Annotated in this window: 13 protein-coding genes; 3 read left to right on the top strand and 10 right to left on the bottom strand. The window is 62.1% G+C overall.

Annotated features, from left to right (window positions below; genetic code table 11):
* Positions 1-158: 158 nt before the first annotated feature.
* Complete coding sequence (locus tag ACD590_RS01295; RefSeq protein WP_334541652.1) at positions 159-1,325, bottom strand: pyridoxal phosphate-dependent aminotransferase; 1,167 nt, start codon at positions 1,323-1,325, stop codon at positions 159-161.
* Positions 1,326-1,447: 122 nt separating this feature from the next.
* Positions 1,448-1,885 carry a large conductance mechanosensitive channel protein MscL gene (mscL, locus tag ACD590_RS01290; protein ID WP_012755977.1) on the bottom strand — a complete coding sequence of 146 codons (438 nt, stop codon included), beginning with the start codon at positions 1,883-1,885 and terminating at the stop codon, positions 1,448-1,450.
* A 206-nt stretch (positions 1,886-2,091) separates the two neighbouring features.
* Here mscL and ACD590_RS01285 point away from each other — a divergent pair, with 206 nt between their 5' ends.
* On the top strand, positions 2,092-5,616 hold the full coding sequence (locus ACD590_RS01285) for a hybrid sensor histidine kinase/response regulator (protein WP_439002000.1): 3,525 nt from the start codon (positions 2,092-2,094) through the stop codon (positions 5,614-5,616).
* Positions 5,617-5,624: 8 nt separating this feature from the next.
* Here ACD590_RS01285 and ACD590_RS01280 read toward each other — a convergent pair whose 3' ends face one another.
* Positions 5,625-6,182 carry a TetR/AcrR family transcriptional regulator C-terminal ligand-binding domain-containing protein gene (locus tag ACD590_RS01280; protein WP_439001999.1) on the bottom strand — a complete coding sequence of 186 codons (558 nt, stop codon included), beginning with the start codon at positions 6,180-6,182 and terminating at the stop codon, positions 5,625-5,627.
* 137 nt (positions 6,183-6,319) lie between these two features.
* Here ACD590_RS01280 and ACD590_RS01275 point away from each other — a divergent pair, with 137 nt between their 5' ends.
* A complete protein-coding gene (locus ACD590_RS01275; RefSeq protein WP_166480621.1) occupies positions 6,320-7,522 on the top strand; it encodes an MFS transporter in 1,203 nt (400 codons plus the stop codon).
* A 9-nt stretch (positions 7,523-7,531) separates the two neighbouring features.
* Here ACD590_RS01275 and ACD590_RS01270 read toward each other — a convergent pair whose 3' ends face one another.
* Positions 7,532-7,975: a YybH family protein gene (locus ACD590_RS01270; protein WP_130651692.1), complete on the bottom strand. Its 444-nt coding sequence runs from the start codon at positions 7,973-7,975 to the stop codon at positions 7,532-7,534.
* A 118-nt stretch (positions 7,976-8,093) separates the two neighbouring features.
* Positions 8,094-8,498 carry a GFA family protein gene (locus tag ACD590_RS01265; RefSeq protein WP_439001998.1) on the bottom strand — a complete coding sequence of 135 codons (405 nt, stop codon included), beginning with the start codon at positions 8,496-8,498 and terminating at the stop codon, positions 8,094-8,096.
* A gap of 58 nt (positions 8,499-8,556) precedes the next feature.
* Between ACD590_RS01265 and ACD590_RS01260 the strand changes: the two genes are divergently transcribed.
* Positions 8,557-9,057, top strand: coding sequence for a MarR family winged helix-turn-helix transcriptional regulator (locus ACD590_RS01260; RefSeq protein WP_018244688.1), 501 nt, complete (start codon positions 8,557-8,559; stop codon positions 9,055-9,057).
* A 164-nt stretch (positions 9,058-9,221) separates the two neighbouring features.
* Here ACD590_RS01260 and ACD590_RS01255 read toward each other — a convergent pair whose 3' ends face one another.
* From ACD590_RS01255 to ACD590_RS01235, 5 genes are all read right to left on the bottom strand, one after another.
* Positions 9,222-9,431 carry a cold-shock protein gene (locus tag ACD590_RS01255; RefSeq protein WP_003545273.1) on the bottom strand — a complete coding sequence of 70 codons (210 nt, stop codon included), beginning with the start codon at positions 9,429-9,431 and terminating at the stop codon, positions 9,222-9,224.
* Between the two features lie 280 nt (positions 9,432-9,711).
* Positions 9,712-10,275: a YdeI/OmpD-associated family protein gene (locus ACD590_RS01250; protein ID WP_018244686.1), complete on the bottom strand. Its 564-nt coding sequence runs from the start codon at positions 10,273-10,275 to the stop codon at positions 9,712-9,714.
* Between the two features lie 119 nt (positions 10,276-10,394).
* Positions 10,395-12,608, bottom strand: coding sequence for an FAD-dependent oxidoreductase (locus ACD590_RS01245; protein ID WP_439001997.1), 2,214 nt, complete (start codon positions 12,606-12,608; stop codon positions 10,395-10,397).
* A 16-nt stretch (positions 12,609-12,624) separates the two neighbouring features.
* Positions 12,625-13,008, bottom strand: a complete 384-nt coding sequence (locus ACD590_RS01240) for a cupin domain-containing protein (RefSeq protein ID WP_017990215.1) — start codon at positions 13,006-13,008, stop codon at positions 12,625-12,627.
* A 2-nt stretch (positions 13,009-13,010) separates the two neighbouring features.
* On the bottom strand, positions 13,011-14,219 hold the full coding sequence (locus ACD590_RS01235; protein ID WP_018244684.1) for an acetyl-CoA C-acetyltransferase: 1,209 nt from the start codon (positions 14,217-14,219) through the stop codon (positions 13,011-13,013).
* Positions 14,220-14,322: the final 103 nt, after the last annotated feature.

The following is a 14,322-nucleotide window of genomic DNA, read 5'->3' as shown; positions in this document are numbered from 1 at the left end:
TTTCTTATCGAATGGCCTTTCAAGGGGCTTTGAACGGGTATGTTTGGAGTCGTGGTTAGAGGCCGATTTCGGGCTTTGCTAGAGTTTTATCGATCCGGCGATTCCGGCACAAAATCGATCCGGCCACCCGCCACGATAGCTGTTGCGGCCAGTGCTTCTCAGAGCTTGAGGATATAGTCGCAGAGACGCTCGGCTGCGGTCGCTACCTGCGTGGGGTCACGCAGGAAACAGGCGCGCAGGAAGAGTTCGCCGCCTCGGCCGAAGGCCGTTCCGGGGGCAAGGCCAACGCCTGTCTTGTCGACGATGTCGAGCGCTGCTTTGCGGCTGTCGGCGACGCCGTCGATCTTCAGGAAGGCGTAGATTGCGCCGTCCGGCTTCAGCGTCTCGACCCGATTGGTGGCGATCAGCGCATCGCAGAGAATATCGCGGGAGCGGGCCGCCTTGGCGATATTGGCAGCGACGAAATCGTCGCCTTGATCAAGGGCTGCAACGGCGCCCTTTTGCATGAACTGCGCCACGCCCGATGTCGAATATTGGATGAGGTTTTCGAGCACCTGTCCCATCTCCGGCGGTGCCACGATCCAGCCGACGCGCCAGCCGGTCATCGACCAGTTCTTCGAGAAGGAATTGACGAAGATGATCTTGTCATCAGGTTCCATCACATCGAGGAAAGAGGGCGCGCGGCCACCGGCAAAATAGTAGCGGGCATAGATTTCATCCGCCATGATCCAGAGGTCGTGCCTGCGGGCAAGCGCCAGGATGTCGACAAGGTCCTGTTTCGTGGCCGTCCAACCCGTCGGGTTCGACGGTGTGTTGATGAAGATGCCCTTGGTCTTCGGCGTGATCGCGGTTTCGATGCGGTCACGGTCGACCACCCATTTACCGCCTTCGAACTGCAGCTCAACACCGACGGAGCGCGCACCTGAGATTTCGAGAGCGGCGGCGATATTCGGCCAGGAAGGCGAGAGGTAAACCAGTTCGTCACCCGGCGAGGTCAGCGCCTGCACAGCGATCTGGATCGCCTGCATGCCGGAACCGGTGACGTAGAAATGCTCGACCGGAAGCCGGATTCCGAAATGTCTGGTGTAATAATCCGAAAGCGCCTGGCGAAGCTCCGGAATGCCGCGCTGCCAGGTGTAGAAGGTCTCGCCGGCGGCCAGCGCGTCCATCGCCGCCCTGCTGATGAAATCGGGCGTCGGCAGATCGCCTTCACCCACCCAGAGCGGCAGCAGACCTTCGCGGCCACGGGCATAATTGACGACTTCGACGATCCCGCTTTCGGGCGCCGCTACGGCGCGCGGGCTGAGGCTGCTCACGATCGACATGCATATCTCCGGTTTCCGCCTTCATAGCGGATTTGGGCCGGCGAATCCCATGACATCCAGTGATGGCATATCTATTTTCGTGATGATTGAGCCCGGCCGGAGCGGACGGGCTCCAGCCCGGATCAAGCCGTCGGGCGCGTGGCGAGAAGATCGCGGATTTCCGTCAGCAGCTGAACGTCTGCCGGCGGCGCTGGCAGCTCTTCCGGTGCCACCTTTTCCTGGCGCTCGACCTGGGCACGCAGGGTGTTTACGCCCTTGACCATCAGGAAGATGATCCAGGCGAGAATGAGGAAGTTGATGAGCACGGTGAGGAAACTGCCATAGGCAAACACCGCTCCCTGCTCGCGGGCGGCGGCGAGCGACTGTGCGTTGACGGCCGACGACAGTGGGAGGAAGTAATTCGAAAAATCGAAACCGCCGAAAATGGCGCCGACGATCGGCATAATGAGGTCATCCACCAAAGATTTGACGATGCCACCGAAGGCGCCGCCGATGATGACGCCGACTGCAAGATCCATGACATTGCCGCGGGCGATAAAGGCCTTGAACTCATTGAGCATCGGATCCGTCTCCCTTTGATACAATTGTTTTTATTAGCTACATCTTCATTGCAATTAATCAATCGGCAATCGCAATTATTCGGGGATACCCCGTGCGGTCTTTGACTTAAGGCCTAGACCGGCGGGAATTCTCAAAGTGTCTGAAATAACTTAAGCTGACCCACGTTGCGGGAGGTCCTGGCGGGTTTTCCGCCGGCGGAGGGTCAATGCTTCCAGGCTGGGTCATATTCGCGTCTGCCTTCGGCTATCTGCTCCTGCTTTTCGCCGTGGCTAGCTATGGCGACCGCAAGAACCGCAGCCCGAGCACGCTCGACCGCGGCCCCGGCACGCTGGAAGGCGGATGGCCGGTGGTCTATGCGCTGAGCCTTGCGATCTACTGCACCTCCTGGACCTATTTCGGCAGCGTCGGGCTTGCGGCGCAGCGCGGCCTGGAATTTGCCGGCATCTATATCGGTCCCATCCTCGTCTTCACGCTCGGCATGCCGCTGCTTCGCCGCATCATCGAGCTCGCCAAGGCGGAGAAGCTCACCTCGGTCGCCGATTTTGTCGCCGCCCGCTACGGCAAGAACCCGACGGTTGCAACGATCGTCGCCCTAATCTCGCTGATCGGCGCCATTCCTTATATCGCGCTGCAGCTCAAGGCGATCTCGAGCACGGTCAGCGCCATGGTCAATCCGTCCGATTACGGCATCGGCAGCGGCAATCTCTATTTCCTCGACCTGCCGCTCGTCGCAACGCTGGTGCTTGCCTGCTTCGCCATCATGTTCGGCACGCGGCATACGGATGCGACGGAGCATCAGGATGGGCTGATCCTCGCCGTCTCGATGGAATCCGTCGTCAAGCTCGTCGCCTTCCTGACGGCGGGCGTCTGCGTCATCTGGTTTCTCTTCGATGGCCCGACTGATCTCTGGCGCAAGACCGTCGACAATGAGCTGGTCATGTCGGCGCTCAGCTACCATACGCCGATCAGCCGCTGGATCACCCTGATCATCTTGTCGGCTTTCGCGATCATCCTGCTGCCGCGCCAATTCCACGTGACGGTTGTCGAAAACCGAACCCCGAAACAGCTGAAACTCGCAGGCTTCCTGTTTCCCAGCTATCTCATCGCCATCAATCTCTTCGTGCTGCCGGTGGCGATCGGCGGGCTCTTGACCTTCGGCGGCACCGGCAATGCCGATTTCTACATGCTGTCGCTGCCGCTTGCCGGCCAGATGCCCGTCATTTCGCTGATCATCTTCATCGGCGGTTTCTCCGCCGCAACGGCAATGGTCATCGTCGATTCCGTGGCGCTGTCGATCATGGTGTCGAACGATATCATCATGCCGATCTTCCTCAGGCGCAAACTCGCAGGCCGCGCCAGCCTGCGCGACAATTTCGCCAAGACGCTGCTTAACATCCGCCGCAGTGCCATTTTCGCCGTGCTGCTGTTCGGCTACGCCTATTACCGTTCGACCGACAGCACCGCCGGCCTTGCCTCGATCGGCCTTCTTTCCTTTGCCGCCATCGCGCAAATCGCCCCAGCGCTGTTCGGCGGACTGATCTGGCGACGGGCAAACGCGCGCGGCGCGATCCTCGGGCTGACCTCCGGCTTCGTCATCTGGGTCTACCTGCTGTTCCTGCCCTCGCTCGGCGGGCCTGATTATTCGTATGTGGCGAGCGCCGTGCTCGGCTTCATCTTTCCCGGGACCTCGCTGTTCACCGCAGCCGACGCCGATCCGCTGGTCAATGCGACGGCGATGAGCCTGCTCGTCAACACCGCCTTCTTCGTCGTCGGCTCGCTCACCCGCAACGCCAAGCCGCTGGAACGCATTCAGGCCGGCATCTTCGTCAAGCGGCATTCGCGCTCGCAATTTGCCACACGCGGCTGGAAGACCCGCATCAGCGTCGGCGATCTCAAGGCGGCGATCTCACGTTATCTCGGCGAGGAACGCATGCAGCGCTCGTTCACGACTTACGAACAAGGCTCCGGCCGCAAGCTGGAGGACGAGCAGCCGGCCGACATGGCGCTCATCCATTTCAGCGAACAGCTGCTCGGCAGCGCCATCGGCTCATCCTCGGCCCGGCTGGTGCTGTCGTTGATCCTGCAGAAGATCGAGGATGCCTCTTCCGACACGGCCTGGCTGCTCGATCAGGCGAGCGAGGCGCTGCAATATAACCAGGACATGCTGCAGACGGCGCTTTCGCAGATGGACCAGGGCATTGCCGTCTTCGACAGTTCCAACCGGCTGACGATCTGGAACCGGCGCTTCCGGCAATTGCTGGATCTGCCGGAAAGTGCCGGCCAGGTCGGTTTTCCCTTGTCCGATATCGTCACCACGCTCAGCCAGCGCGGCGACATCGCGCCCGGCGATCTCAGCCAGACGGTGCGGCATTTCCTGACGCTCGACAAACCCTTTTCACTGGTGCTCGGCGGCGGCGAGCGGATCATCGAGGTACGCTCCAATGCCATGCCGGACAAGGGCATCGTCGCCACCTTCACCGATATCACCCAGCGCGTCAGCGCCGACCAGGCACTGAAACAGGCGAATGAGACGCTGGAACAGCGCGTCGCCGAACGCACGGCCGAGCTTACCCGGGTCAACCGCGAACTCGGCGAGGCACGCGCCGCCGCCGACGAGGCGAATATCGGCAAGACACGCTTTTTCGCCGCCGCCGGCCACGATATCCTGCAGCCGCTCAATGCCGCCAGGCTCTATTCCTCGGCACTGGTCGAACGCATGGCGCAATCCGAGAACAGTCCGATCGTGCGCAACATCGATTCCGCTTTGGAATCGGTCGAGACCATTCTCGGGGCCGTGCTCGATATCTCCAGGCTCGATACCGGCGCCATGCGGCCGCGGCTCGCCTCCGTCGCGCTCTCCGACCTGCTGGAGCGTATCCAGACCGATTTCGCCCCGATCGCCCGCGAAAAGCAGCTGAAGCTGGTGGTGATGCCGACGTCGCTCAGGGTCCGCTCCGACCCCAATCTTCTGCGCCGGCTGGTGCAAAACCTGGTTTCCAACGCCATCAAATACACGATCACCGGCAAGGTGCTGGTCGGGGCGCGGCGGCGCGGCAACCAGGTGATCATCCAGGTCATCGATTCCGGCATCGGCATCCCACCGTCGAAATTCCGCACCGTGTTCAAGGAATTCGCGCGGCTGGACGAAGGTGCGAAAACCGCCTCCGGCCTCGGGCTCGGCCTGTCGATTGTCGACCGCATCGCCCGCGTCCTCAACCATCCGGTCGAGCTGCAGTCGACACATGGCAAGGGCACGGAATTCCGTATCGCCATGCCGCTCGACGTCTCGCGCCCGGCCGCGGCCACAGCGGCAATCACGCCTGCCGACCGTCCGGGGCAGCCGCTGAGCGGGTTGAAGATCCTCTGCATCGACAATGAGCCGAAGATCCTCGAAGGCATGCGGCTGTTGATCAGCGGCTGGGGCTGCGAGGTGGAGGCGCTGGATTGCCTCGCCGACGTCACCGCCGTCGATGGCCAGGAGGGAGCGCCTGATATCGTCATCGCCGATTATCATCTCGGCGACGGCACCGGCATTGCCGCAATCCTGCATCTGCGCCGGCAGTTCGGCGCCGATATCCCCGCTTTGCTGATCACGGCCGACCGCACGCCGGAGGTCCGCAGCGAGGCCGAGCGATACGGCATCGCCGTTCAGCACAAGCCGGTGCGGCCGGCGGCGCTGCGCGCCTATATCACCCAGATTTCCGGCCTCAAGCGCGCAGCTGCGGAGTAAGAGGCAGCCTACAGCGGCGCGCCCATGACGCGCGAGACGAGATCGCGCACGCGCGCTGCATCCGGCACATCGCCGAACAGGATGCGGTACATGATCGGCGCCACGACCTGATCCATGACGCGCTCGACATCCGGAAAGGCCTCGCCGCGGGCCTTCGCCCTCTCGGCGATGAGACCGACCTGCTGGCGGGTAAATTCAGCGCATTTACAGGCATTTGCGCTCGCTTGCGCCGCCAATACGTCGCGGATCATCTCGCGGCCCGGGCCGGAGGACATTTCCTCGGCATATTGCTCGGCCCAAGCTTCCAGATCGGCCTTGCCGCTGCCGGCATCGATCGGCTGCATATCCGGCCGCAGCCGATCGACGGCGACATCGGCGAGAAGCTGTTGCAGGTCGCCCCAGCGGCGATAGATGGTCGACGGCGTCACCCCCGCCTTGCCGGCGATCAGCGGGATCGTCACCTCGGCGCGGCTCATCTCCGCCAGCAGCCCACGGACTGCCTTGTGCACCGATGCCTGAACCCGGGCGCTTCTGCCGCCCGGACGGAGGTTCTCTTTGACTGTCATGCCTGCAACCCGACTTTCGCCCCTTGACACCGTTGGTTCAAAATCTTTGATAGAACTATTAACGCAAATAATTTGCTTTTATGAGGCGCCAGCTCTACATAAGCTAACGCAACGGCTTAGCTTTAAGGGGCTTATATATGTTCGCCGCAGCCAAATCCACCGAGAATTCGCCACGCCCCTCGATCGGCTTTCATGCGCTGACGCTCGCGACCTTCTTCGGCGCCTCCGCGGCGCCGACGCCGCTCTACCGGATCTATCAGGAAAACTTTTCCGTCTCGCCGGTGCTGATCACGGTGATCTTTGCGGTCTATGCCTTCGCGCTGCTGGCGGCGCTGCTGACCGCCGGTTCGATCTCGGATCATCTCGGCCGCAAGCCGGTGATCTTTTTCGCCCTCGTGCTCGAAATCGTCGCCATGGCGCTCTTCGTTGTCGCCAGCGGTCCCGGCTGGCTGATCGCAGCACGGATCGTGCAGGGGCTGGCAACGGGAATCGCCGGCGCCTCGCTCGGAGCAGCGCTCGTCGATGTCGACCGGGCAAAGGGACAGATCGTCAACTCGATCGCGCCGCTTTCCGGCATGGCGGTGGGTGCGGTCGGCACCAGCGCCTTGATCCAATACGGCCCCTTCCCGATGCATCTGATCTATGCGCTGCTGCTCGTCGCCTTCACGCTGCAGGCGGCGGCCATCTGGCTGATAGGCGAGACCGGCGGCACGCGGCCGGGCGCGCTCGGCTCGCTGATACCGCGGGTCACCGTTCCGCCGCAGGTGAAGCGGCCGCTGTCGCTGGTGACGCCGATCAACATCGCCAACTGGACGCTTGCCGGTTTCTATCTCTCGCTGGTCCCGTCCTTGGTCGCCACCACGACCGGCAGCCGGGCGCCGCTGACCGGCGGGGCCGTCGTCACCGCATTGATGGTAAGCGGGGCGATCGCCGTCTATCTCAGGCGCAGCAAGACGGCATCGGCCAATCTGGCTTTCGGCGTGTCGGCCAAGACGCTCGGCATCCTGACCGTCGTTGCCGGCGTACATCTCGCCAATGTGCCGCTGCTGCTGATCGGCACGATTTTTACCGGCGCCGGTTTCGGCACCAATTTCCTCGGTTCGATCGGCACGATCATGCCGCTCGCCAAACCGGATGAGCGCGCCGGGCTGCTGTCGGCCTTCTACGTCCAGAGCTACCTCGCCTTCAGCCTGCCAGCGATCCTGGCCGGGTTCCTGGCAAAATCGGCCGGCTACGCGCTGACGACCGATATCTATGCGACGGCGATCCTGCTGTTGATGGGCGTCGGGATGATGAGCATTCGCGCCGACCGGCGCAGGGTGGCGGAGAGCGCTGTCTGAGGACGCAGTTCACGGCTTCAGATCAAGCAGCGCCCGGCCGCTGCCATCCATGGCGAAGGGCACCGAGGCGTGCTGGTGGGCAACCAACCAGCGGCCGTCCTGCTTGACGAGACCGAGGGTCTGGCGGAACCAGAGATCGACCTCGGTGCCATCGGTCTTGGTCCCGGTCATGCGCATGAGGCCGCTCCAGAAAGCGACATCCTCTCCGGCCGTCAGTCTGGCATCGCGCACCTCGCCGCCGATCGGGCCTTCCCACGTATCGAACCAGGCTTGCAGACCCGCCTCGTCCTGGCCGTAATAGACGAGCGGCGGCGCCAGCGAAAATTCGACGGAATCCTCGGCCTCATAGGAAAGCGCGTCGCTGGCGTTCTTCTCACCCAGCGCCTTTGCCCGCATCATCAGCATGGCGATGATTGCCTCTTCCTCGATCCTGGCATTCGCTTCATCTTTCACGGTCGTTCTCCTTCTCCGTTATGGACAGAGGACGAAGGGGAGGAGGACGATCCGACAGGGATGCATTTCCGTTTGCGCAATTCCAGCAAGACTGCTGCGCAGCTTTGCTGGAATTGCCTCAAAGATAACTCGTCACCGCCGGTTCGTTCCACCAGGCATCGTGCCTGCCGTCGGAGTAACGGACAGGCAGTGCTGCCAGTTCCTCAGGGGTGATATCGTCAAGGCAGGCGATGTTGATCGAGACATAGGCGCCACCAATCGCTTCGACATAACCGTCGCCATAGGCTGATACACCGCAGGTGCGGCAGAAGCGATGATGGCCGCTCCTGGTGTTGAACTGATAGTCGGCCGTTTCCGCCTGGTCGCACATCAGCCGGAAATCCTCCGGCTTGACGTTGGCGCCCCAATAGCGCCGCTTGGCGCAGATCGAACAATTGCAGCGGCCGGTGCCCTCGTCGAGGTCCATGTCCACCTCGTAGTGCACTTTGCCGCAATGGCAGCTTCCTCTGTAGGTTTTCTTCACGGCGCTCTCCTCCTTCGGCGTTGTCTTCAGTCTCCGAATATGACAATATATTGTCATTATGGATGAGATACAAAATAGACAACATGTTGTCAAACAAAATCGACCGGAGCGGACGATGGAGGGGGATGCCTTTTCCGCTTTTGCGATCACCGCCCTTCGCCTCGCCGGCCATCTGACGGCGGCGGGCGACCATTTGGCAAAGCCGGCAGGGCAAACCAGCGCGCGCTGGCAGGTGCTGGCCGCGGCGCGGCGCGGCAACATGTCGGTGGCGCAGATCGCCCGTGCGCTCGGCGTCGCCCGCCAGGGCGTGCAGCGGCTCGCCGATGTACTGGAGGGTGAAGGGCTGATCGCCTATGCCGACAATCCGCAGCACCAGCGCGCCAAACTGGTGCGGCTGACGGAAGAAGGGGCGGCGCGGCTCGGCGTCATCGAGATCGCGCAAGCCGGATGGGCCGACAGGCTGGGCGGCGCCTTCACGTCAGCCGAACTCGATGCGGCGCGGGCGGTGATGGCCCGAGTCATGGAGATGCTGGAGGCGGATGAGGCGTCCCGCGGCTGAATAACTCACCGGCATGTCTTGGGAAACCGAGCGGATAAGGCACGGCATCCGCCTGCCAGACACAAAAAAAGGCCGGGTTAACCCGACCTTCCCTGCTATCTCAACGAACCGTGCCAGTACATCCGTGGTCACGATCCGGAGATGATATTCAAAGCCTTGAAGGCTCAGGCCGCCTGGAGGCGGTCTGCCGACATCTTGCCGGACTTGTTGTCGCGGACGAGCTCGTAAGACAGCTTCTGGCCATCCTTGAGATCGCGCATGCCAGCGCGTTCAACGGCGGAGATGTGGACGAAAACGTCGGCTGCGCCGTCATCCGGCTGAATGAAGCCGAAGCCCTTGGTTGCGTTGAACCACTTTACGGTACCTGTGCTCATGACGATATCCTTTTCGAATCGTTCATAGAAGAATGCAGCTCGAACAAATGCCGAGCGGCGATGAAAACCGATTTTGGAGGAAGTTCGCCAGGAACGACGCGAGGCCGTTTCAAAGTTCATCTAGCAAGATCGATGCGCGGATATGTAATCGGAAATTGTGTCCGTGACAAGGCCGCACCAAGGGAAATCGGTGACGTTTCAGACACCGCGGACAGGTCTTTCCCTGCCGCGTGGCGCGGAAAACCGGGGGCGATTTTTTTTGCAGAAACTGAAATACCGTCTATTCGGCCTGCGCCAACCTGGTGATCGCCTTGCCGAGGCGGGCGACCCGCACTTCCGGGCTCGTTGCCTTCAGGAGTGGCAGGACGATTGCATATTGGCCGGTCTTGTCGAGCCGAGCAAAGGCAGCGCCAGCGGCAGCGTTCTCAGCGAGCGCCGCCGCCAGATCGTCCGGTAGGCCGGTATCGCGTTGTGGAGCGTAGGCGACAGCCCAGCGTCCGTCGGCTTTGGCGGCAGCGACTTCGGCAAGCCCCGCGGGCCGCATGCGCCCGGTTTCTGCGAGTGCTGTGACCCGATCGACATTGAGCTTGGACCACGGACTTTTGGCGCGCCGGGGCGAATAACGCTGCAGGTAGGAGTTCGCGTCAAACCCCTTGCGCTGGCTGTCAATCCAGCCGTAACAGAGCGCCGCATCCAGCGCCTCATCGATGCTGATGAGAGTTCGTTTCGGATTTTTCTTACCAATCTTCAGCCAGGCGCCGGTCGATGCTGCGTGATGCACGCAGAGCCAATATTCCCACTCCAATGGATCGGCGAAGGCGAGGATGTCGGTGGATGGTTGCATGGGCGGTCCGATCCGGGTGACAGCGAGGCGTGTGTTGCTTGGCGATTACGGATTGCCGTCACCCCCTGCCCCATTCAACATTTGAAACCCGGCAAGAGCGGCACAGCTTAAAAGGCGGCCTAAGCCGCCTTCCCCACCTTTGCATAGGGGTCGAACCGACCGTAAAAGGTCTCGCCCTTGGCGGCCATGTCCTTCAGCAGCGGCGTCGGCTTGAAGTGACTTCCGTAAGTACTTGCTAACTTCTTAGCCAGTTCCACGAAAGCCTTCGCGCCCATCCCGTCGATATAGCTCAGCGCTCCGCCGGTGTAGGGCGCGAAGCCAAAGCCCAGGATCGACCCGACATCCGCTTCGCGCGGATCGGTGACGATGCCTTCCTCCACGGTGCGGGCGGCTTCCAGCGCGATGGTCACGAGGAAGCGTTGCTTCAGGACGTTGACGTCAACCTCGTCCGCCTGCTTCTGCGGGTAGAAGGTCTTGAGGTCGGGCCAGAGGGACTTCTTCGCCGGTTTCGGTGGATAGTCGTAGAAGCCCTTGGAATTCTTGCGGCCGAAGCGACCTTCCTTTTCCACCATGCGGGAGATGAGCTCCATATGCCTGGGGTCGATGGCTTTTTCGCCGAGATCGGAGACCGTCGCTTTGAGGATTTTCAGCGAGAGGTCGATGGCGACCTCGTCGTTGAGCGCCAGGGGGCCAACCGGCATGCCGGCCATCTTGGCGGCATTCTCGATCATGACAGGCGGCACGCCCTCGATCAACATGTCGTAGCTTTCCGACATGTAGCGCAGCACGCAGCGATTGACGAAGAAGCCGCGGGTGTCGTTGACGACGATCGGCGTCTTCTTGATGGCTGCGACATAATCAAGAGCGACGGCCAGCGCCCTGTCGCCGGTGTCGCTTCCCAAGATGACCTCAGTCAGCATCATCTTCTCGACAGGCGAGAAGAAGTGGATGCCGATGAAATCGGCCGGGCGTTTCGAATTCTTGGCGAGACCCGATATCGGCAGAGTCGAGGTATTGGAGGCAAAGATCGCGCCATCGGGCAGCACGGCTTCGACCGCCTCGATGACCGATTTCTTCACCTCCCGGTCCTCGAACACCGCCTCGATGACGAGATCGGCGTTGGCGAGGTCGGCATAGTCGGCCGACGGCGTGATGCGGGAGAGCAGTGCGGCTGCTTCATCCTGCGTAAGACGCCCCTTACCGACTGAATCCTTGACCAGACCTTCCGAGACGGTCTTGCCCTTGGTCGCCGCTTCGATGTCGCGGTCGATCAACGTCACGGAAATGCCGGCGGCGGCGGTGACATAAGCGATCGAGGCACCCATGAAGCCGGCGCCGACGACGCCGATATGTTTCAGCTCGGTCTTGGGGTGACCGGCCGGGCGGCGGGCGCCCTTGCCGAGCTCCTGCATGGAGATGAACAGCGAACGGATCATCGAGAAGGCTTCACGGGTCTGCAGCACCTCGGTGAAATAACGCTGCTCGATCTTCAGACCGGTGTCGAACGGCACCTGCAGGCCTTCGTAGACGCATTTCAGGATGGCAAGCGCTGCCGGATAATTGCCCGATGTTTCCCTGCGCAGGATCGCAGGCGCCGCCGGCCAGAGCTGGGCGGAAGCCGGCGTCCAGATGCCGCCGCCCGGTACCTTGAAGCCCTTCTCGTCCCAGGGGGCGACCGGCTTCAGGCCATCCTTGATCATCTGCTTGGCGGCCGGGATGAGCTGATCCGGTTCGACCACCTGATGCACCAGGTTCATCGCCTTGGCGCGGGAGCCGGTCAGCGACTGGCCCGTCGTCATCATCTGCAGCGCATCCTGGGCGTTCGCCAACCGCGGCACACGCTGCGTGCCGCCAGCGCCGGGGAAGATGCCGACCTTCACCTCAGGCAGCGCGATCTTGACGCTCTTGGCATTGGAGGCGACGCGGCCGTGGCAGGCGAGCGACAGTTCGAAGGCGCCGCCCATGCAGGTGCCGTTGATGGCGGACACCCAGGGCTTGCCCGATGTTTCGAGTTTGCGGAACAGGCCGCTCATGCGGCCGACCAGACCGAAGAGGTTCTGCACCGCCGTCTCTGGACTCTTTGCCTTCTCCTCCTGGTAGGAACTGAACATCGACTTGATCATCGACAGATCGGCGCCGCCGGAGAAGGAGGACTTGCCGGAGGTGAAGACGACACCCTTGACGGCGGCATCGGCGGTCGTGGCGTCGATGATGGCGTCCAGTTCTGCCATCACCTCCGCGGTGAAGACGTTCATCGATTTACCGGGCATGTCCCAGGTGACGAGAGCGATGCCGTCGGCGTCGGTTTCGAGCGTGAAATTGGTGTAGGTCATTGGGTTTCCTCCCCGATCAGGCCGGCAAATGGCTGCGCTGCGCGTCTAAGGTCTTCGTCTTTTCGGTGACGACATCGCCGGTATGCTTGGTCTGCGACGGCTCGAAAAGCACGATCCAGCATTCCTCCTCGGCAACCGGATTATGCTCGACACCTCTCGGCACGACATGGAAATCACCGGCGCTCAGATGCACATGCGGGCGGTCGCGATATTCGATGGTAAGCGACCCCTTCCAGATCAGAAAAAGCTCGTCTTCGTCGCGGTGCGAATGCCAGGTCAGCTGGCCCTGGACCTTGGCGAGCTTGACGCTCTGGCCGTTGAGATCGGCGATGACGCGGGGCGACCAGTGCTCGGTGACCTCGGCATATTCGGTTTCGATCGTGCCGGTGTTGAAGCCCATCGTCAGACCCTTTCGATAACCGTTGCCGTGCCCATGCCGGCGCCGATGCAGAGCGTCACCAGCGCGGTGTTGAGGTCGCGGCGCTCAAGTTCGTCCAGCACCGTGCCGAGGATCATCGCGCCGGTGGCGCCGAGCGGATGGCCCATGGCGATGGCGCCGCCATTGACGTTGATCCTGTTGTGATCGATGTCGAAGGCCTGCATGTAGCGCAGCACCACGGCAGCGAAAGCCTCGTTGAGTTCGAAGAGGTCGATGTCGGCAAGGTTCATGCCTGATCGTTTCAACAGTTTCTCGGTGACGTCGACAGGCCCGGTCAGCATCAGGGCCGGATCCGAGCCGATATTGGCGAAAGCCTTGATGCGGGCGCGCGGCTTTATGCCCATGCTCTCACCGCCGGCTTTGGAGCCGAGCAGGACGACGCTGGCGCCATCGACGATGCCGGAGGAATTGCCGGCATGGTGGACATAGTTGATGCGTTCGATCTCCGGATGGGCCTGGATGCCGACGGCCTCGAAGCCGCCCATCTCGCCGGGCATCTGGAAGGACGGATTGAGGGAGGCGAGCGCCTGCATATCCGTGCCGGGGCGCATGTGTTCGTCCTTTGCCAGGATCGTCAGGCCGTTCTGATCCTTGACCGAGATGACCGACTTGTCGAACCAGCCCTTTTCCCAGGCATGGGCGGCACGCTTCTGGCTTTCGACCGCGTAAGCGTCAACATCGGTTCTGCTGAAGCCGTATTTGGTGGCGATCAGATCGGCCGAGACGCCCTGCGGCATGAAATAGGCCGGGAAATTCACGGAAGGATCCATGAACCAGGCGCCGCCGGACATGCCGAGGCCGACGCGGGACATGCTTTCGACGCCGCCCGCGATGACGATGTCGTCGGCCCCTTGGGCGATCTTGCCCGCACCGAAATTAACGGCATCGAGGCCGGAGGCGCAGAAGCGGGAGATCTGCATGCCGGGCGCCTTCGTGGAGTAACCGGCTTCGAAGGCGGCGGCCTTGGGGATGACGGCACCGGCATCCATCACCGGATCGACGCAGCCCATGATGATGTCGTCGACCGTTTCCGTATTCAGCCCGTTGCGATCGCGGATTGCCTCCAGCGTCTTTGCCGCGAGGCGGACGGAGGGCACCTCATGAAGGGCGCCGTCCTTCTTGCCGCGGCCGCGCGGCGTACGCACGTGGTCGTAAATGAAAACCTCGGTCATTGTCTCATCTCCCTGACGGCGCGGCGGCGCCGGTGAATTTCGTTCTTCCCTCTTTCGCCCAACAGGCCACCTCTGCCTGGGTCGAGCCACCGGTCTCGACCCG

Origin of the sequence: Rhizobium sp. 862_C5_N1_2 (genome assembly GCF_051811205.1) — a bacterium.
GTDB lineage: Bacteria > Pseudomonadota > Alphaproteobacteria > Rhizobiales > Rhizobiaceae > Rhizobium > Rhizobium leguminosarum.
This window is presented reverse-complemented; position numbering and strand designations above follow the sequence as displayed.